Origin of the sequence: Lysinibacillus sphaericus (genome assembly GCF_000600105.1) — a bacterium.
In the GTDB taxonomy this organism is placed as follows: domain Bacteria; phylum Bacillota; class Bacilli; order Bacillales_A; family Planococcaceae; genus Lysinibacillus; species Lysinibacillus sphaericus.
Genome location: NZ_CP006837.1, coordinates 2,248,616 through 2,268,141 on the forward strand (window position 1 = coordinate 2,248,616; position 19,526 = coordinate 2,268,141).

The following is a 19,526-nucleotide window of genomic DNA, read 5'->3' on the forward strand; positions in this document are numbered from 1 at the left end:
AATTACTTATATAAAAGATATTTTTTGCTTTGTAACATAAGCAAACTTTTGTAGCCCCTATTCCTGTCGGCTTTTAATTAGCAAGAGGTCGGAGAATATCCTTCCAATACTAAACCAAGTTCACCATTCTCTTCTTCGGCATGGATTGTTACATCTGTTAATTGTGGTGCAATATCAGGATGGATTGCGACTTGGATACCTTCGATTGTTTGAATAGTATCTTCTGCTGCTGGTGCTTCTAAGCCTACACCTAAATTAACCCCACAGCAGCCTGCAATACCAAAGAAACGAAGTGTTTTAACCTCCGAATCAGCTATTACCTGTTCTAAATAATGTTTGCCTTCTGGACTCATTTTCATTTGATTTTCTCTCCTTTTAGTTCATGTAAGCCTTTTGTTCCGACTGGTGGTGTTTTTATCCATGGAATGGCTACGAATTGATTGTTGCTGATGGATTGTACTGCATTCAGCCATTTTGTTTCTGCTTGTTGTTTTTGAATTAATATGGCACTTGTTGTATGGATTGAAGAAAAGGTTTGATTGACAACCCACCAATCAACAGATAATCCAGCACGCTGTAAATCTTCCTGTAAGCGTGTCGCTTCATAAACAGGTGTTGCTTCAGGAAGTGTTACAATGGCAACACTGGTATAAGAAGCGTCACGCAACCTTGGTAACAGGTTAGAAACAGCTGGAGGAATATCCCCTTGTGAACGGCTTATTTCGCGATGATAAGCTTCTGTTGCATCTAGTAAAAGTAACGTATGCCCTGTTGGTGCTGTATCAATAACAATGACCTCATCTTGATGATTTTCTACCACATTTGCAAATGCACGAAATACTGCAATTTCCTCGGTACAGGGAGAAGCTAAATCTTCCTTCACAAACGCTAAACCTTCTTCGTTCATTGTTTCACTTGCCTTTGCCAGCACTTCAGCTTCATAATTTGCAACTTCTTCTTTCGGATCTATTCGACTTATCGTTAAATTTTTGACTTGTTCGTTTCCAAATGTCCAATTTAAATGCGCAGCAGGGTCTGTTGTAGTTAAATGTACAGGAATACCTTCTTCGGCTAAGCGTAAGGCAATATAAGAAGCAATCGTAGTTTTACCAACCCCACCTTTACCCATTGTAAAAATCAATTTTGGTTTACGTTCTAAATAATCAGCAATCATTTCCTCGACTTCTGGAATCTTAATTTCTTCGTTTGATGCATGTGTATGTGAAATTTTCTGATTAGTCATCCATGCTTGCAAACATTCCATACTTGATAATGAGTACGGTACAAACGGTAAGTAGAAATGTTCAAATCGATTTAGTTCTTTTGGAATTCTGGCTAATGCATCCGATTGACGTGCAATGAATGCTTCTTCTGTACAATCAGTAGAATTGACATTACGCATATAGCCATTAATTAATAACGTCTGATTTTGAATACCAATTTCATACAACTCGTTAGAAGCACGAGCGGCTTCTTTTAAAGGGTTTTCTTCAGGGCGTGTCACTATCATTAACGTTGTTTGATTCGCATCTTTTAAACGATGAACAGCCTTTTTATAGACTTCACGTTGTGGTTCTAACCCTTTTAAAGGACCTAAACATGAAGTGCCAGTCGTATTTTCATCTAGAAATGTAGACCATGCAGAAGGTAGTTGTAATAAGCGTAATGTATGACCTGTTGGTGCTGTATCAAACACGACAGTGTCAAAATTTCCAATCACTGAAGTATCAGTCAATAGTGTTGCGAATTCATTAAAAGCAGCAATTTCAACTGTACAAGCCCCCGAAAGTTGCTCCTCCATATTTTGAATGACCACATCAGGTAGTTTTCCACGGTACGGACCGACCATTCGTTCTTTGTAATGTTGTGCTGCTTGTTCAGGGTCTAAATTTATCGCAAATAGATTGTCTATGCCTTCAATTTTTGTTGGACTATTCGAAAGCGTTTGACCAAAAATATCTTGTAAGTTAGATGCGGGATCTGTACTAATTAAAAGTACCTTTTTCCCTTTATTTGCAATGGCTATTGATAGGGCACAAGCAACAGACGTTTTCCCAACGCCCCCCTTCCCTGTAAAAAACAAAAATGGGGTGTCAGGGAAATGACTTCTTGTAAAGCGTTCCATTTTACGCATCTCCTTTTAGTGACAAGCGTACTTTTGGCTTTTGTAGTAAGTTTTCTTCTGAAAGCCCTGACCACTGTGAAAATTGCTCATTAGTGGGATATATCCCTTTACAAAGTAACTCCCCATCAACAAACGTTGCAGGCAAGGCATCCATTCCTTGTGCCATTAAAAGTTGATTGATTGCTTCATTTTCTATAAAAGCATTTGGATCGTTCGTGAGATTAAATCTTACAGCTTCAATGTTTGTATTTTTTAAATTATTCATTATAAACGACATACGTAATAATTCTGGTTCTATAGAAGGGCCACATAAGCCTGTTGAACAGCACATGGCTGGCTCATAGATATGAATTTTTTTCAATTTACTACAGCTCCTCGCCTACAAATTTTTCAATACGTTGTCCTATAGCATCGCGTACATTTTGGAAGACAGTCCATTTGTCCTCATCTGTACCTGTTGCTTTCGCTGGATCTTCAAATCCCCAATGCTCACGGCGAATATGCGGAGGCGTCATCGGACATTTATCAGCGGCATCCCCGCATAACGTCACAACTAATGTGGCATTGTTTAATGTCTTAAAATCAATTAAATAAGATGTATGATTTGAAATATCAATCCCTACCTCCTCCATTGCTTTAATGGCATTTGGATTTACGCCATGAGCCTCAATCCCAGCACTTTTCACAGTCCAATTAGTAGGTAACAATTTTTTAGCCCATCCTTCAGCCATTTGACTACGGCATGAGTTCCCTGTACATAAGAAATAAAGTGTGTTAGTCATAAGTGTTTGCTCCTTATAATTTAATCGTTTTAAAGTATTTTTTCTGCCAACGTAAAGCAACCCATACAAGTCCTATGAGAACGGGTACTTCTACAAGGGGGCCTATAACTGCCGCAAATGCTACGCCACTATGAAGACCAAACACACCAACTGCTACCGCAATCGCTAACTCAAAGTTATTACTTGCCGCTGTAAAAGAAAGAGCAGCTGTAACCGGATAAGATGCGCCAGCTTTACGGGAAGAGAAAAATGAAACAGCAAACATCACGACAAAGTAAATAAATAATGGAATAGCAATTCGTACAACATCAAGTGGCAGTTCAACCAATTGCTCACCTTTTAAAGCAAACATCATAACAATCGTAAATAAAAGTGCAATTAAAGTAAGTGGAGAAATTTTCGGTAAGAATTTTTCCTCATACCACTGTTTTCCTTTTGTTTGAATCCCAATCCATCGTGTCAGGAACCCTGCCGCAAATGGGATACCTAAGTAAATAAGTACGCTTTTTGTAATTTCCCACATGGAGATGGAAACATTGAAATTCTCTAAACCAAACCAACCAGGTAATACATTTAAGAAAAAGTATGCAAAAATCGAATACGTTAAGATTTGAAAAATCGAGTTAAAGGCAACTAAGCCAGCTACATATTCACGATCTCCACGTGCTAGATCATTCCACACAATGACCATGGCAATACAGCGAGCCAAGCCAATCATAATGAGTCCAGCCATGTACTCTGGATAATCGCGCAAGAAGATGATGGCTAAAAAGAACATTAAGAATGGTCCAAGTAACCAGTTTTGAAAAAGGGATAGTAAAAGCACTTTCCAATCTTTAAACACTCGCCACATTTCCTCATACTTTACTTTCGCTAATGGTGGGTACAACATAACAATTAAACCTATGGCAATCGGTATGGACGTTGTACCAAGAGACATGGACTCTAACGATTCTCCAATATTGGGCATTGTGATACTGAATACGACACCTAGCCCCATGGCAACAAATATCCAAAGAGTAAGGTAACGATCTAAAAAAGACAGCTGTTTCGTTAAAGACTCATTACTCACTATCAGTTCCCCCTACATGGCAGCCATTTGTGCCACAGTTGCACCCAGTTAAAGGCTGAATATGCTCTAAAATCCCCTTCATCAGTGGCGTTTGTTCCTCTACTAAACGATAATGTTTCCAAGTCCCTACTTTTCGTTCTGTAATAATACCTGCCTCCTTTAATTTTCGTAGATGCTGACTAACGGCTGGTTGTGAAATGCCTAGAACCTCTACAAAATCACAAACACATACCTCTCCATTTTTCATACACGCAAGTAATTTCATGCGATTCAAATCTGCTGCTGCCTTTAATTGTTTTTCAATTAGCATATAATCCATTTATTTGCCCTCCTTATATAATCATTTGCTTATATATTATTGTAAATAAAATCACCTTGAGTAAAAGGTGATTTTAACTATATATAACTATATTCTTATATTATGATTTTATGTTTTGAAATACAACAGTTAAATACATGATATGAAAAAAACTTGCATATCTTCATAAATCGATTGTTAATGGTGAAAATCAAGAGAGCCAATGTTAGAATGCCCCTCCCTCTTTTCGCATTAGATACTGAAGGCATCGACTTTTATCGTTGGCTATGCCCTTGGCAACGCTATGGTCGCCTAAAAGTTTGCTCCTCATGGGCTTGACGTTAAAACCTAATAGTATTATTCGATTATAAAAGTATCTTGGCAAGGCGGTTAATGCCTTCTTCAATTGCGCTCTCATCCATTTTAGCAAATCCCAGTACCCATCCTTTTCGATTCGTTTCCAAACAATACTTACTAAGTGGATATACACGAATTCCTTTTTCGAGCGCTAGGTTTGTCATAGCCTCTTCATCAAACGATTCTTCAGCTTCAAGAAGCATATGCAAGCCTGTTTCAATGCCACTTAGTTTAAAACGGTCAGCTAGTCCAGTTGCCATGATGGCCTTGGTCATCGCTTCATGTCTGCGTCGATAAACATTTCTTGCTCTCCTCATATGACGCATAAAATGACCGTGTTCAATAAAATGACTAAGCGTTAGTTGTTCCATTATCGGCAGATGTCGATAGGTTAAGGCTTGTACTTGAGCAAGCTGACGAATGGCATTCTTTGGCCCAATCACTGCCGAAATGCGTATGCCAGGCGCCACCATTTTGGAAAAACTCATCATATACAATGTATTCTGTGGTTGTTGGCTGAACAAAGTAGGAAGTGGACCTCCACGGTACCTAAATTCACCATCATAATCATCTTCTACTATCCAAAATTGCTCTTGCGCTGACTTTTGGAGCAACTGTTGTCTACGTGGTTCAGACATAATCACACCAACTGCACATTGGTGAGAAGGCGTAACAAAAGTAAGCTTGCTTTGCGGATGAATACGATTTACTTGTATTCCATAGTTATCAACCGGTACGGAAACGACATTCATCCGTCGATATTGCATGGTCGTCCAGGCAGCGGGGAATCCAGGATCTTCAACAGAAACCGTTTCTCCTTCCGTTAACAGTGCTTGCGCAATAAGATCAATGCTATGCTGTGCACCAGAAGTTAAAATGATTTGGTCAATATCTACATGAACACCTCTTTCAAATGTTAAATAACGTTGAATCTGTTCACGGAGCGGAGTAAAACCATAGGGGTTGCCATAACCCCAAGTGGTCAAATCTGCTTCGGATGAAGCCTGTAAAAAAGATTGTCTCCAATTTTTTTGGAAATGTTCGTCCAAATAAGGCTCATGAGGACAAAAATCGATTTCTACGTTTCGATTTTCGGCGCCTCCAAACCAACTGTTTAATTCATCAACTGCCGCGTTTAATAAAGGTAATGCTGGCGTAGATGGTCCATAAGGAGTAGTTTCTTCTGCTGAGTTGGCTTTCAATCCCCAATCACTTACCCTTGTTCCCCCACGCCAATTAGTAACGGTATAGCCTCGACTAAATAATTCCTCATAAACAATTTGTATTGTTGAGCGTGAAACGCCGACTAATAAGGCAAGCTCTCGAGATGGAGGAAGTAATTCACCTGGTGGCCATTTTCCTGTTGTTATATGGTGAATAGCCTGATCAAGCAACTGCTGCCATATCGGAATTTTATCTTCTCGGTTTATTTTTAACATTTTCATTCACTTCCAGTTAAATGATGCGAACATTAATACAGTTCATCATCATTATAGTTGTTATGACGCACCCAGTATTTAAGATGGTTAAAATATTTTCTAAAGAAACGATGACATTCGTTGAAAAGCTACATCTGCAGCATGAATTGTTTCATCAATATCATGTATTGAATGAGCAGTCGATAAAAAGATGCTTTCATATTGCGATGGGGGTAAAAGGATCCCTTGTTTTAGCATTTCGACATAGAAACGCCGAAACATCTCTGAGTCTATTTTGCGTGCATCATCAAAATTTTGTAAAGGATTATCTGTAAAGGACAATCCAATCATTGTTCCAGCTTTAGTTGTCATCAGTGCTATATTCGATTTACGGGCTACTGTTTTTAATCCTTGAATTAGTCTGTCTGATAGTTCTTCAATATAGTTGTAACTATCAGAGGTTAATTTATTTATTGTAGTATAACCGGCTACCATCGCGATTGGATTACCCGATAAAGTGCCAGCTTGATAAATATTCCCTTCCGGTGCAATTAGATTCATAATTTCTTTTTTGCCACCATATGCGCCAACGGGCATCCCGCCACCGATTATCTTCCCTAAGCAAGTTAAGTCAGGCTGAATGTTATAAAGCCCTTGAGCTGAGTGGTAATCAATACGAAAACCCGTCATTACCTCATCAAGAATAAATAGCGCCCCATATTTTGTAGTGAACAAACGTATAGCTTGAAGAAATTCGGGGTCAGCAGGTATGCCAGCCATATTACCAGCAAATGGTTCTACAATCACTGCTGCAATTTCTGAACCAAATGTATTAAATACACTATAAAGTGCTTCAATATCGTTATACGGAACGGATAAAGTGTTTTTTGTGATTTCTAACGGTACACCTGGACAATCTGGAAGGCCTAATGTTGCTATGCCTGAACCAGCTTTTACTAATAGATGGTCACTGTGTCCGTGATAGTTTCCTTCAAATTTAACAATTATGTTTTTGCCTGTAAAACCTCTAGCTAGCCGAATGGCACTCATTGTTGCCTCTGTACCAGAGTTAACCATTCTAATCTTCTCTATGGAGGGAATCCGAGTAGTGATTAATTGTGCTAGCTTATTTTCTTGCAAAGTGGGCAATCCAAAACTTGTCCCCTTTTTTATTGCTTCGAGTAATGCACTCGCAACATCTTTATCTGCATGTCCATGAATTAATGGTCCCCAAGAAAGGATATAATCTATATACCTATTCCCATCAATATCATATATTTCTGACCCGATTCCATGACTAATAAAAATAGGATCGATTCCAACGGATTTAAATGCTCTTACTGGACTGTTTACACCACCAGGCATTAGTTGTTTTGCTATTTCGAATGCTTCTGTCGATTGCTGTGTATTGATTTTAAAAACCACCTTTCATATTAGAGAAAACTATTAGCTATATGCTCATCTAGAGGATCAATTGATTCGTTTTCTATTTAAACATCTCTGTAACAACTGTCCCCTTTTTTCTACAAACAAGACTCCAATATTTTGCTTTTTAAAACTTGTCACGTTACATGTACTTAGTTTTCACATGAAACTATTTTTGTGGTATCCCATTCATATTTTGTGGTTTTTTAAGAAATGGAACATTAATTAATAAATGTGCTGCTAAACCAGCTACAAGGCCCCAAAATGCCCCTCCTACGCCAAGTAATGTAACATTTGCGGCAGTTGCCAAAAAAGTAATGAGGGCAATTTCGCGTCCGTTCGGGTTTGTTAAAGCATTAGCAAGGCTACTACCAATTGTACCGAGCAATGCTAATCCAGCTAATGTGGCAATAAACGTTGCAGGAAGAATTAAAAACAATGCAGCCAATGTTACCCCAAAAATTCCAACAATTATATAAAAAATACCACAGACAATACCTGCAATATAGCGTTTCGTTGAATCTTCATGAGCGTCTTTTCCAGTACAAATTGCGGCTGTAATTGCGGCAATGTTAAACGCATGTGATCCAAATGGTGCTGTTAGGAGCGAACCCAATCCTGTTACAATTAAAATCGGATTCGCACTCGTTTTAAATCCATCATTTCGCAACACTAACATTCCTGGCATATATTGTCCCGTCAAAGTAATAATAAAAAGCGGCAAAGCAACCCCTAATAAGGCATGAAGAGAAAACGCTGGAACAACAAATACTGGAGAAGCAATAGCCAATTCGACATTGCTGAAATCTACCTTGCCCATACTTATCAAATAAATCAATCCAATTACTAAGATACCGACAATTGCATAGCGAGATGTAAATCTTCTTAATAGGATATACGCAGTAAATAGGACAATTACAAGTAAAGGATCAACTTTCGCACCACCAAAGGCCGAAATACCAAACTGCAATAAAATACCTGCTAAAAGCCCTGAAGCAATGCCTGGTGGAATAAGCTGGACAAAACGTTCGAACATTCCAGATAATCCTAAAAAAACAAATGCTACAGCAGATATAATATATGCGCCAATTGCTTCAGGATAAGAAGTGACCGCCAAAGCGGAAACAAGAAATGCCACACCTGGTGTTGACCAAGCTGTAATAATCGGTTCGCGGTATCGATAACTTAACCAAATACCAGTTACTCCCACACCGATGGAAATCGACCATATCCATGAAGCAGTCATTTCAGGACTCAGGCCAGCAACCTTGGCAGCCTGAAACACCAAGATAAAAGTACCTCCATAGTTTACTAACACAGATATAAAAGCAGCTATGGTGGGTGATAGCAAATCACGCAAACGCAGTGAAACGGATGTTGTATTCATACACTTTCCCTACCTTTCATTCCAATAGTGGTCAAACACTTTCTCTCTACTCATAAAAATAGCGTTCATTCTTTAAAACCAAATTTGAAAACTCCAGTGATTCTTACCTGTCAGAATGTCCATTCCATACATCGGGGATTTGCTATTATTTGTGTATTAGACTTTCCAATGCCATCATTAGGTCTTTTATATGTAATGTTTCAAATAGAGGTAATTGTTCAGTTAGATACTTCATTGCTCTGCCCTCTTTTGTTAGTTTTATTAAAATGAACGCTCTTAGCATAACGAATAACGGACTGTAATAAAACATCCAAAAACACCATTTTCACCAGTCCATAAATGTTGATCATTCACTACTTCGGATGATTGTATTTCATGAATAGCACGGCTCGTTTTCGTTAAATCAAAAAGACCACTTACCTATGGGATATAGGAAGTGGCGTTTAAATGGATTATTAAATATAGTGTACGAAACATGTTTTTAACTTTTAAACATTTTCCCTACTTCAATTGGATTTTCTTTCGCGGTCATTTGTTGTGGATCAATCCGATAAACTTGAACTGGACCACCGAAAACGGCTGATCGATATTTGTCCACATGTTGCTCAGATAAAGGACGATTATAATAACCAGGCACATATTTATTTAGCATCTCTTGCAACATATGTGTAGCTTCATCCAAATCTGTGATGGGTTGAGCCTTCCCAAAAACGATAACACTCATATACGCAGTGTCCGTCTTTGCGGGCACTGGATCAGTAATCGTTCCATATTCTTCACATACTGTAAAGCAGACTTCCTGATTTTCATCCATAACTTGATTGCGTCTTCCGCCAGTAGCTCCGTGGAAATACAGCAGCCCATTTGTCCAAACAAAATTAAGTGGAACAACATAAGGCAAATGACCGTCAGCCATTCCCAGATACCCAATTCGAGCTTGCTTCAAAAATATATCAATTTTGTTTTGATCTAATACTTCTCTTACTTTGTAACGTACCTCAACCATTGATATCCCTCCTACTTGTAGTATTATGTAATCTTATCAACGTTTGGATGGAATAAAAACGTCCAAAATTATAGTGATGAAACAATCCAATTTGACGAATGTAGAAGGTCATTGCAACAACTATCCATTGGATAAGGGAATAATAAAAGGCAGAAATCAATGTGGATTTCTGCCTTTCCATATGTTTTTATAGATTTAGTAAAGAAGACATGCCTCTATCTACATCCTAACAAAAAATGAAATATAAGTCTATTTATTTTAGATAGTGCGTGTGATAATGAGTTTGCGCAAATACTTCATAACGTTGTGATGAATAGAAGGGTAAAATGAAACAGAATATATATGATAACAATACGTTCTTTAGAAAATATCAAGAAATACGAGCACGAGAACATAATTATAATATTTTATTGGAACAACCCAATTTTTTGGCATTACTACCGTCACTTAAAAATAAAATCGTATTAGATATCGGATGTGGTGTAGGAGATTTTGCAGCTTATTGTCTTAAGCTCGGTGCAAAATACGTTACAGGAATTGATATTTCTTCCAACATGATTGCGCATGCAAAAAAGCATCATGTTCATGACAATCTATTTTTTGAACAGGTTGCATTTGAAGAGATGACAGTGCCTGCGGAAACCATTGATTTTATAGGAAGTTCTTTAGCTTTTCACTATATTGCAGACTTTCAGTTACTTATAAAAAAGATTAGTACCGCGTTATGTGAAGGTGGAGTGTTGTTATTTTCAATAGAGCATCCGATTGTAAGTGCTAATATGGGAAAAGACAATTGGATAACCACTGCAGAAGGAAACTTACTCTATTTTGCAATAGATAATTATCAATTGGAAGGCTTACGTACGCAACATTGGTTAGTTGACAATGTTGTGAAATATCACCGTACACTATCAACTATTGTAAATACACTTATTGAACATGGCTTACAAATCGAAAAAATGGTGGAGCCAATACCAACTAAAGATGCAGTAAGTAATTTACAAAATTTAAACAGAGAATTTCGGCGACCTTCGTTTTTAATTATAAGAGCCAAAAAACAAATACTCACCAAAATGTAAGTAACTAAAAAATAAAGGATAGATTATCACCTTCTGTACAAACTAATGTCAGGAGGTGATTTTTAATGAACAATCAAAATAAAACTGATGTTAATCAAGTAAAGCAGCAAATTCAACAAGCAGAAGCGAACAAATTACAAGCTTCTGGTTCAGCGAATGCAATGGATGTAGAATTTGGAAATGAAATGGACATAAATCAAATTAAACAACAAATCCAACAAGCAGAAGCAAATAAAAAATTTGCTTCTGGTCGTTTTGCAAACGAAAACAATTCAAAATAATCATCATCTCTTGCCGGCAATCTTTGTTTGCCGGTTTTTCTATTCCCGAACTTGTTATTACTCGGCTACCACCGCTTCTTGCATTAATTCCAGCAATTTTTTCTACCGAAGTCTATTACGAGTAGGCTACAATTTTCTGTCTTTTCTACATACCTAAATGAGTCAATTCTTTTAAATGTTCGTATTTTAGTGCACATCCCATCTGTCCAGCCGCTGAACAAAGTGCATTTCTTAGTTTGAAAGACGAACTTTAATGAATGTTTATATAAAAATAGTTCGATATTTATTTTTTAGAAAGCTCAAAGTTGCTCCTCTGTAAGAAGTACATGCACACTAAAAAGAGAGTTCCCCCCTTGGAACAAAATAAGTAAATTGACTACTTATTTTAAATGGAGCAATCTCTCTTCATTAAAGTTAACCGTAATCAAATACCTTCCATACTTTCTTCTATAGCCATTTCTTCAACAGTTGAGTGCTTTTTCTTTTTCATACCATTTGCTATTAGAATACAAAACATACTTAGTATAAATAAGCCTAAAAATATGAACCATGCTACTTTGTAACTTTGTGTAAGATCATAGATAAGACCGGAAACAATAACACCAAGTGAACTCGTTGCTACGAAGAATATTTGGACAACACCGAAAATAGCTCCAAAATCTTTTTTGCCGAATAAATCATCTGTCATAAATGGAGGGCCAATTGTCGCAATAACAATACTGAAACCGTAAGCGATAGCAAATACGAACGCAAAACTCTTCGCGTTTGCCAGCAGCAGTGACACCATCGCGATCGTCATACAACTGCCTACAAAAAGAATGCCTCCGGTTGTTCTAAACTTATCAAAAATAGCACCAAGAATAAGCTTGCCAACGGTATTGGATAAAGATAAAAGCCCGAAAATTGTTCCTGCAAATAGCGCTGGATGGCCAATATCTATTAAATAAGCGGGTATATGCATTTGTACGCCACCTGCAACAAGTGCAAAGCAGATGACACCGAAAATAAATAACCAAAATATGCCCGATCTCTTTGCCTGTGCTAACGTGACACCGGATTGTTCCGTATTTGCCTGTGCGATTTCTACACGATTGGCCCCAAGCGCAATCGTCCCTTTTTCAGCAGGACTTTTCTTTGTGAAAAATAAGATTAATGGCAGTGAGATTACTATAATTAGCACCCCAGCAATAATATAAGTTGTTCTCCAGCCAAAATTTGAAATGAGCATGGTTAAAATCGGGCTAAGTGCAGCTGTTCCAATGCCTGAACCTGCAAATGCTAATCCCATAGCTAGCCCTTTTTTCTCATAAAACCAATTCGTTAGCATGATGGAAATAGGAATATTCGAAAATCCAGCAACACATATCCCGATACAAAAGGCAATGACGGCAAAATAAACGGCCGATTGTGCGAGAGAATATAACATAAAGCCGCACCCTGCAAGAATTACGCAGACAGACATGATTAACTTCATATTGCCATTTGCAAGTAGCTTGCCCATAAAGGGAGAAGCGATGGCGACACCTAGACCTCCTACTGATAGAACAATCGAAAACGTTGTCCTCGTTAAGCCTAATTCTGTTGTTACCGGTACAAGAAATAAACTGTGAAGAGAATTGACAATCGAAAATGCCGAAAACATAATCAAGAAGCTCGTTAAAACAATATACCAGCCATAAAATAGCCCATTATTCCGTTGTGGCATACTCGTCCCCATTTCATTTTTCTTGTTCTACGGATTATATTTTCTTGTCTATTTTTGTGTTGGCTTCCTACTAGCCAATTTGGATATAGCACGTTTTTTCACGTGTAAATTCGCGTACAGAGTCTGTCCCAAAACCGCTCGCTTTTTGACCGCCAAATGGTAATTCTGTGCCAACGATTCGATACGTATTGACCCAAACATTGCCTGATTCGATTGCGCGAATCATGCGATGTGCACGATTTAAATCGGATGTCCAAATACCAGCTCCTAATCCGTATTCTGTATCATTTGCAATTGCCAGTGCTTCTTCTTCCGTATCAAATGGGATTACCACGGCAACGGGTCCGAAAATTTCTTCTTGGCATACTTGTAAGTTATTACCTTCTACTTTGATTAAGGTCGGTTCAATCCAATAGCCTTCAGCCAATGTATCTTGACCTGGTAATAAGTTAGCACCGCCGAAGCGTCCACCAATCAGGATTTCTCCGCCTTCTTGTTGCCCAAGCTCAATATACGAACAAACTTTTTTATATTGCATCTCATTGGCAACGGGTCCCATAGGTGTTTGCATGTTTAAAGTATCCCCCAACTGAATATGCGTAGCAATTTCCTCTTTCATCAAAGCAATCATTTGATTTAAAACAGAACGTTGAATTAAAATACGAGAACCGCCAACGCAAAGTTGACCTGCATTACCAGTAAAAATCCCATTGACCGTGACACCATTGGCAGCTTTCGCTAAATCTGCATCCTCGAAAACAATATTAGGTGACTTCCCACCCAATTCTAATACCATCGACTTAGGGTTTTGTGCAGTGGACTGCGCAATTGCCTGCGCCGTTCTTCCCGATCCTGTTAAACTCACTTTGTTCACGTTTGGATGTTTTACAAGCGCATCGCCTACTTCCGCACCTGTGCCCGAAATAACATTTAAGACGCCTGGTGGTAAGATACTTTGAAGAATTTCACCGTAGCGAAGCGGGGCTGCTGCTGCCAACTCTGATGGTTTAATAATAACCGTGTTTCCACCTGCAAGGGCAGCCGCTGCTTTCACCGTAAATGTCCATAAAGCTGAATTCCAAGGAATAATGCCGACGACAACGCCAAAAGGTTCCCGTGTTGTAAACCCTATTGTATTCGGCCCAAGTTGCACGGTTTCACCTTTACTCCCTACATGGATAGCAGCCGCGGCCGCATCATACCACATATTTGCAAGTACCGGAATAAGTCCGTACTTCGTTTCCCGTATTACCCAGCCATTATCTATTGTTTCTAGTTCAGCCAATTCATCTCCATATTGGGCTATGGCATCACCAATACGTCGTAAATAACCCGCTCTTTCACTAGCAGAAAGAGCTGACCAATCTGGCAGGGCTGTTCGTGCGGCATGCACTGTCGCGTCTACATCTTCAACCGTGCTACAAGGAATGGTTGCCCAAACCTTGCCTGTTGCTGGATTATAGCTATCCATTTTATGACCTGAAGATGATGGAATGACTTTCCCATTAATGACATTTTGATAGTCTTTCAAAGTATGCATTGTTTTCAATGTTTTTCCCACCCTTTCAAATACAAGATGACTTACTTTCTATTAGGAAAACGATGCCGTTGCCAACGGTTAAGACGCAAGAAAATCGGTTTGATGCTACCAACCTAATGCCACTGCTGTCTGCTCATAATATTGCTGTGTAGTGCCAAGATAATTTTCATAGAAACGCGCTCTTTTCACATAAAGATGACAATCAATTTCTTCTGTAAAGCCGATGCCACCATGAATTTGAATGCTTTGAGATGCAACTTTTATAAATGCTTCCGTTGCAAATAAGCGAGCACTTGAAACCGCTTCAACTTTATCTTCCGCATCCCTTTCAATCGTCCAGTTTGCATAATAAGCTAATGAACGAGCTGTTTCTAAATCCATTTTCATATCGACTAAACGATGTTTAATCGCTTGAAATCTGCCGATTGGTTGATTAAACTGCTCACGAATCGTGGCATATTCAACTGCCGTTTCTACAATTTTTTCTACACTGCCAACAATTGAAGAGCAAAGCGCTGCATTAAACGATAATAAAGCTTCTTGCAACGCGTCCCACCCTTGATGAACAGTGCCCACAATTTGCTGACTTGATACTTGCACATTATGAAACGTCACTTCTGCAAGCAAACGTGTTTCATCCATATTTTTTTGACATTGCACTTGCAAAGAAGCTACATTACAATCAACAATTACAAGTGATATTCCTTGCTTGTCTTGCCCTTCTGCCGTTCGCACGACAACAAGTAAGCTATTTGCTAGCTCTACATCAGGCACTAACGCTTTCACCCCATTCAACGTAAGAACGTCGCCTTCTAATGTGCCATGTACTTGCACATTAGAAGGCTTGTAGTTACCGCCAGGCTCCAACCATGCCACCGTAAATGTATGGTTGCCACTCGCGATCGCTGATAAATATTTCGCTTTTTGCTGCGCTGTACCGAATTGCTCCAATAATGGTACAACTAAAGCGTTCGTTTCTAAAAATAACCCTGGTAGCAATGCGCGACCCATCTCTTCTAGAATAGGCACTAAATCTAACTGACCTAGCCCCATACCGCCATGCGCTTCAGATACATTGACACTCGTACAGCCAAGCTCAGCTAAGCCAGCATACAGCTTCTGAAATGAGCTAGTGTTGCCTTCTGTAAACTCACGTGCCACTTTTGTTTGACCGACATCATCTAAATATTTGCGTACATAACTTCGAAACATTTCTTGTTCTTGATTTAACGAAAAATCCATATCAGCCACCCCCGCTATTTTATCGACCCATATCCTTTGGTAAACCTAGTATTCTCTCAGCAATGGTATTCTTTTGTATTTCACTTGTGCCCCCACCAATCGTCTGACCAAAAGAGTATAAATAATTGTCCTGCCAATAGGAGCGATCAATCAATGCATGTTCTTTCCATAAGATGCCATGGTGACCTTGCATCGAAATGGCTTGAGCAAACAGTTCTTTCGTCAATTCACTTACAAGCAGCTTATCCATCGAGCTTTCTGCACCAGGATGACCATTTTTTAATTGCTTCGTTAAATTACGATAATAATTTAACAGGGAACCACGAGAACGAGTATACAGATCCACCATTGTTTTTCGAATAAATGGATTTTTGATCAGTGGTTCATTATCATCACTTACGTCCTTCGCTAATGTAACTAAATCATGAAATTGTTGTTCTAACGTAAATACTTGACCACCAATTCCCGTTCTTTCATGCATTAGCAGTGCAATGATAACGTTCCAGCCTTCATCTACTTGACCGATAATTTCGGCATCGTAAGCGACAGCATCATTTAAATACACTTCATTAAAATCTTTTTGACCATCCATTGAAACAATTGGTCGCGTTTCCACTCCTGGCTGATGCATATCTAACAAAAACACCGTAATACCTTTATGTTTTTTCTCCAATCGGCTCGTTCTTGTAATTAAAAAGCAACGATCTGCCACATGACCGAAACTCGTCCATACCTTTTGTCCATTAATAATCCAACGATCCCCATCTTTTACTGCAGTCGTTTGAATAGCGGCTACATCTGAACCTGCATTTGGCTCTGAATAACCTTGGCACCAAACTTCTTCCCCCGTAATAATCTTTTCAATGTATTGATCTTTTTGTGCTTGTGAACCGATTTGCATTAAAGTCGGTGCAACCATATGGAGTCCCACATAATTAATTAACGGTGGCGCTTTCACCCGTACCATTTCTTGTTGATAAATAATTTCTTCCATCAACGTTGCATTGCGGCCACCGTATTGTTTAGGCCATGCAATCGCTGCCCAACCACCTGCATATAGTTTCTTTTGCCAATCTCTTAAAAATAACTCGTATGCTTTCGATTCTTTATCAAGTTGCACGTCTCCTTGCAACCATCCATCAGGTAAGTTCGCTTCCAACCACGTTCTTAACTCTTGGCGAAATTGTTCTTCCTTTTCCGTAAATGAAAAATCCATCGAATCATCCCTTTCTATAAATATTTAAGATTTACTTAAGCCTGTATCCATTGAGGAAGCGCACGATCTTCCGTAATATCTTGCCATATCATTTTCACAGGCATGCCGATTTTTATTTCCTCTGGTGGACACTCCAGCACATTGCCGATAATCTTTACCTCTTGTAAATGGTCTAACTGTACGACCGCAATAATCGTTGGCAAATCGTCTTGAAAGCCCGGTAAGAAAGGTCTATAGGACACCACATAGGAATAAATAGTTCCTGTAATATGACAACCTTGACTTTCCCAGTTCAGTTCTGTGGACCCGCATTTTGCACAAGCCGGACCTGGCGGGTGGTTATAGGCACGGCATGTTTGACATTTTTGTAGCATTAACTCATGGCGATCAGCCGCATCCCAATATGGTTGATTATCTTGTGTTTTCAGTGGAATTGGTTTTTGATACATGACTTTCCCTCCTAATTTCTTAAAATCATTGCACCTGCAATATCAGGGCCAGACCAACCCGTACAAATACCGATTTCACAATTTTTCACCTGTCGATCTGTTCCTTGATAGTCATGACGAATTTGACGAACAATTTCCAGCACATTGTTCATACCATGTGTATAGCCTTCTGAAAGCATGCCACCTGCTGTATTCGTTGGTAGCTTTCCTCCCATTTTTAGGTTGCCACTCGCCACGAAATCACCTACTTCGCCACGTGCTGCAAAGCCATATGCTTCTAACTGCCGTAATACAACCCAACTAAAGCAATCATAAATTGAAGCGACCTGAATATCTTGTGGTGTCACCCCCGCTTTTTTATAAAGAGAAGGCGCTACAAAGTCAGATGCCACTTCATCTAAATTCGTCCAATAATGCGCATGTGATACCGTGCGTCTCGCTTCAATACCCATAATATAGACAGGCTTTGACTTGCAATCCTTTGCTTTTTCAGCGGATGTGACAATAATCGCATTGGCTTCATCTGATTCTAGGCAAAAATCATGCTTTGAGAATGGGTAGCTTAAAGGTGGTGTCTTTAAATACTCTTCCATCGTAAGTGGTTTACCATAGAAAAAGGCTTTCGGATTCCGTTGTGCGTGCTCATAAAAACTGACACAAACATGTCCTAAATGCTCATGTGTCAGTCCAGTTTGTTGCATATGACGCGTTGCAAATAAACCGAACCATTGCCCTGGTCCACCAGCTCCATACGGAATAAAAAAGCTTCCGCCATCCATCGCACCTTGTAGCATATTGACATCCCAGCCACCTCCGCCCATTCGAACGCCAGAACGGCCATTCATTGAACGGTAAATAAGTACGGTATTGACCTGACCTGTTTCGATTAAGCCAATGGCATCCGCAATTAACATCTCTGTACTACTGCCGCCGCCCATAATATCTTTTACATATTTTGGTCGTACTCCTAAATAGGTTGCTAGTTGATGTGATGTACAAGAATCATTTTCCGAGTAGCTCATAAAACCATCAATTTCTCGCGCTTCTAAACCTGCATCTTTTAATGCAGCTCGGGCAGCATCTAATGCTAAATGTAAAGGTGTTGTACCCGAATTTTTTGAACGTTCACTTTCGCCTACCCCCACAATGGCATAGCGATCTTTAATAGTAGCCATATTGCCAACCTCCTTGTTTCCTATAGTTCAATCAGTTGTAGTGTCGCTTCACCAAACCCTACAATTTTCCCTGGTGCTTTCTCCGCATACAAATCCAAATCAACGAATTGTTTTGCTTGTTCTTGGTAAATTTTTTTGACGATAGCCAAGCAGGTAATTTCATCACCAGGTCTCGTCATCGCACCAAAACGCATTTTAAAATTCGTAAGCGTAGCAGATGTACCAGCAAGTTCCATAACGTATTGACCTAGAAAGCCCATGACAAGCATTCCATGTGCAATCACGCCAGGCATTCCAATACTTTGAGCAAATGCATCATCCGTATGTAAAGGATTAAAATCCCCTGATGCACCCGCATACTTGACAAGCTGAACTTTCGTAACAGCAGGCTTCACAAGTGGTGCCAGCTTTTGCCCTTGTTGTAATTCTTTCAATTGAAGCATGATTTTTCCCCCTTAGTTATCGAGTGAAAGCTGAACGAAGAGCGTAAATCTTCGTTCAACAGTATCGTTACGCTTTAGCACTGGCTAATGCGCGATAAATGATATTGGTGCGACTAATGACGACAAGCTCCCCGTTTTCATCTTTCATTTCTGTATCCATTACTAAAAACTGCATTGTTCCATTTTTGCCTTCTTTCTCATAGACATTTGTTACCTTCATCTGACAATGCAAACGATCCCCAGAGCGAATTGGACGTTGATAAATAAACTCTTGTTCACCATGTAGCATGCGACTGTAATCCAATGGCAAGTTAATGCCTTGTCCACTGTCAGCACCTATCGCAACTGGAAAGCTCGGCGGGGCAATAATACCACCGTAACTGGTTGATTTAGCAAAGGCTTCATCCACATATAATGGATTTGGATCGCCGATTGCTTGTGCAAACTGTCGAATATGCCTTTTCTCTACTTCAAAAACATAGTGGGGTCCTGTTAAGCCAATTAAACGTTGATCTAGTTCCATCTA

At 39.2% G+C, this 19,526-nt stretch carries 20 protein-coding genes; 2 read left to right on the forward strand and 18 right to left on the reverse strand.

Translation table 11 applies throughout. From position 1 onward, the window contains the following. Positions 1 to 77: 77 nt before the first annotated feature. From T479_RS10430 to T479_RS10475, 10 genes are all read right to left on the reverse strand, one after another. Positions 78 to 359 carry a Fe-S cluster assembly protein HesB gene (locus tag T479_RS10430; protein WP_024361723.1) on the reverse strand — a complete coding sequence of 94 codons (282 nt, stop codon included), beginning with the start codon at positions 357 to 359 and terminating at the stop codon, positions 78 to 80. Further along, positions 356 to 2,125 (reverse strand): arsenical pump-driving ATPase, encoded by a 1,770-nt coding sequence (gene arsA, locus T479_RS10435; RefSeq protein ID WP_025219500.1) that lies wholly within the window; start codon positions 2,123 to 2,125, stop codon positions 356 to 358. Before arsA ends, T479_RS10430 begins: the two co-directional genes overlap by 4 nt. Before the next feature lies 1 nt (position 2,126). Next, positions 2,127 to 2,486, reverse strand: coding sequence for an arsenite efflux transporter metallochaperone ArsD (arsD, locus tag T479_RS10440; RefSeq protein WP_025219501.1), 360 nt, complete (start codon positions 2,484 to 2,486; stop codon positions 2,127 to 2,129). Positions 2,487 to 2,490: 4 nt separating this feature from the next. Then, on the reverse strand, positions 2,491 to 2,907 hold the full coding sequence (gene arsC, locus T479_RS10445; protein ID WP_025219502.1) for an arsenate reductase (thioredoxin): 417 nt from the start codon (positions 2,905 to 2,907) through the stop codon (positions 2,491 to 2,493). A 13-nt stretch (positions 2,908 to 2,920) separates the two neighbouring features. Next, positions 2,921 to 3,979, reverse strand: a complete 1,059-nt coding sequence (arsB, locus tag T479_RS10450; RefSeq protein ID WP_024361719.1) for an ACR3 family arsenite efflux transporter — start codon at positions 3,977 to 3,979, stop codon at positions 2,921 to 2,923. Then, positions 3,972 to 4,298, reverse strand: coding sequence for an ArsR/SmtB family transcription factor (locus T479_RS10455; RefSeq protein WP_024361718.1), 327 nt, complete (start codon positions 4,296 to 4,298; stop codon positions 3,972 to 3,974). Before T479_RS10455 ends, arsB begins: the two co-directional genes overlap by 8 nt. Positions 4,299 to 4,642: 344 nt before the next feature. Next, the gene (gene pdxR / locus T479_RS10460; protein WP_025219503.1) at positions 4,643 to 6,073 is read right to left on the reverse strand and encodes a MocR-like pyridoxine biosynthesis transcription factor PdxR; all 1,431 of its coding nucleotides are present in this window, start codon (positions 6,071 to 6,073) and stop codon (positions 4,643 to 4,645) included. Positions 6,074 to 6,172: 99 nt separating this feature from the next. Next, on the reverse strand, positions 6,173 to 7,465 hold the full coding sequence (hemL, locus tag T479_RS10465; RefSeq protein ID WP_025219504.1) for a glutamate-1-semialdehyde 2,1-aminomutase: 1,293 nt from the start codon (positions 7,463 to 7,465) through the stop codon (positions 6,173 to 6,175). 181 nt (positions 7,466 to 7,646) lie between these two features. Next, positions 7,647 to 8,864 carry a benzoate/H(+) symporter BenE family transporter gene (locus T479_RS10470; RefSeq protein WP_025219505.1) on the reverse strand — a complete coding sequence of 406 codons (1,218 nt, stop codon included), beginning with the start codon at positions 8,862 to 8,864 and terminating at the stop codon, positions 7,647 to 7,649. Positions 8,865 to 9,345: 481 nt separating this feature from the next. Next, the gene (locus tag T479_RS10475; protein WP_038509643.1) at positions 9,346 to 9,870 is read right to left on the reverse strand and encodes a pyridoxamine 5'-phosphate oxidase family protein; all 525 of its coding nucleotides are present in this window, start codon (positions 9,868 to 9,870) and stop codon (positions 9,346 to 9,348) included. Between the two features lie 326 nt (positions 9,871 to 10,196). Here T479_RS10475 and T479_RS10480 point away from each other — a divergent pair, with 326 nt between their 5' ends. Both T479_RS10480 and T479_RS10485 read left to right on the forward strand, forming a co-directional pair. Next, entirely contained in the window at positions 10,197 to 10,949 is a 753-nt protein-coding gene (locus tag T479_RS10480) for a class I SAM-dependent methyltransferase (RefSeq protein WP_025219506.1), read from the forward strand. Positions 10,950 to 11,014: 65 nt separating this feature from the next. Then, on the forward strand, positions 11,015 to 11,230 hold the full coding sequence (locus T479_RS10485; RefSeq protein ID WP_024361713.1) for a gamma-type small acid-soluble spore protein: 216 nt from the start codon (positions 11,015 to 11,017) through the stop codon (positions 11,228 to 11,230). A gap of 424 nt (positions 11,231 to 11,654) precedes the next feature. Here the strand turns inward: T479_RS10485 and T479_RS10490 are convergent, their stop codons facing one another. The 8 genes from T479_RS10490 to T479_RS10525 form a co-directional block, all read right to left on the reverse strand. Continuing rightward, the gene (locus T479_RS10490) at positions 11,655 to 12,935 is read right to left on the reverse strand and encodes an MFS transporter (protein ID WP_025219507.1); all 1,281 of its coding nucleotides are present in this window, start codon (positions 12,933 to 12,935) and stop codon (positions 11,655 to 11,657) included. Positions 12,936 to 13,005: 70 nt separating this feature from the next. Continuing rightward, positions 13,006 to 14,475 (reverse strand): aldehyde dehydrogenase family protein, encoded by a 1,470-nt coding sequence (locus T479_RS10495; RefSeq protein ID WP_038510314.1) that lies wholly within the window; start codon positions 14,473 to 14,475, stop codon positions 13,006 to 13,008. Between the two features lie 105 nt (positions 14,476 to 14,580). Next, entirely contained in the window at positions 14,581 to 15,717 is a 1,137-nt protein-coding gene (locus T479_RS10500) for an acyl-CoA dehydrogenase family protein (RefSeq protein ID WP_025219509.1), read from the reverse strand. 19 nt (positions 15,718 to 15,736) lie between these two features. Continuing rightward, positions 15,737 to 16,933 (reverse strand): acyl-CoA dehydrogenase family protein, encoded by a 1,197-nt coding sequence (locus T479_RS10505; protein WP_025219510.1) that lies wholly within the window; start codon positions 16,931 to 16,933, stop codon positions 15,737 to 15,739. 35 nt (positions 16,934 to 16,968) lie between these two features. Beyond that, a complete protein-coding gene (locus T479_RS10510) occupies positions 16,969 to 17,382 on the reverse strand; it encodes a Zn-ribbon domain-containing OB-fold protein (RefSeq protein WP_025219511.1) in 414 nt (137 codons plus the stop codon). A gap of 11 nt (positions 17,383 to 17,393) precedes the next feature. Further along, on the reverse strand, positions 17,394 to 18,557 hold the full coding sequence (locus T479_RS10515; protein WP_025219512.1) for a thiolase C-terminal domain-containing protein: 1,164 nt from the start codon (positions 18,555 to 18,557) through the stop codon (positions 17,394 to 17,396). Between the two features lie 20 nt (positions 18,558 to 18,577). Continuing rightward, positions 18,578 to 19,000: a MaoC/PaaZ C-terminal domain-containing protein gene (locus T479_RS10520; RefSeq protein WP_024361706.1), complete on the reverse strand. Its 423-nt coding sequence runs from the start codon at positions 18,998 to 19,000 to the stop codon at positions 18,578 to 18,580. A 67-nt stretch (positions 19,001 to 19,067) separates the two neighbouring features. After that, positions 19,068 to 19,523, reverse strand: coding sequence for a MaoC family dehydratase N-terminal domain-containing protein (locus tag T479_RS10525; RefSeq protein WP_024361705.1), 456 nt, complete (start codon positions 19,521 to 19,523; stop codon positions 19,068 to 19,070). Positions 19,524 to 19,526 lie beyond the last annotated feature (3 nt).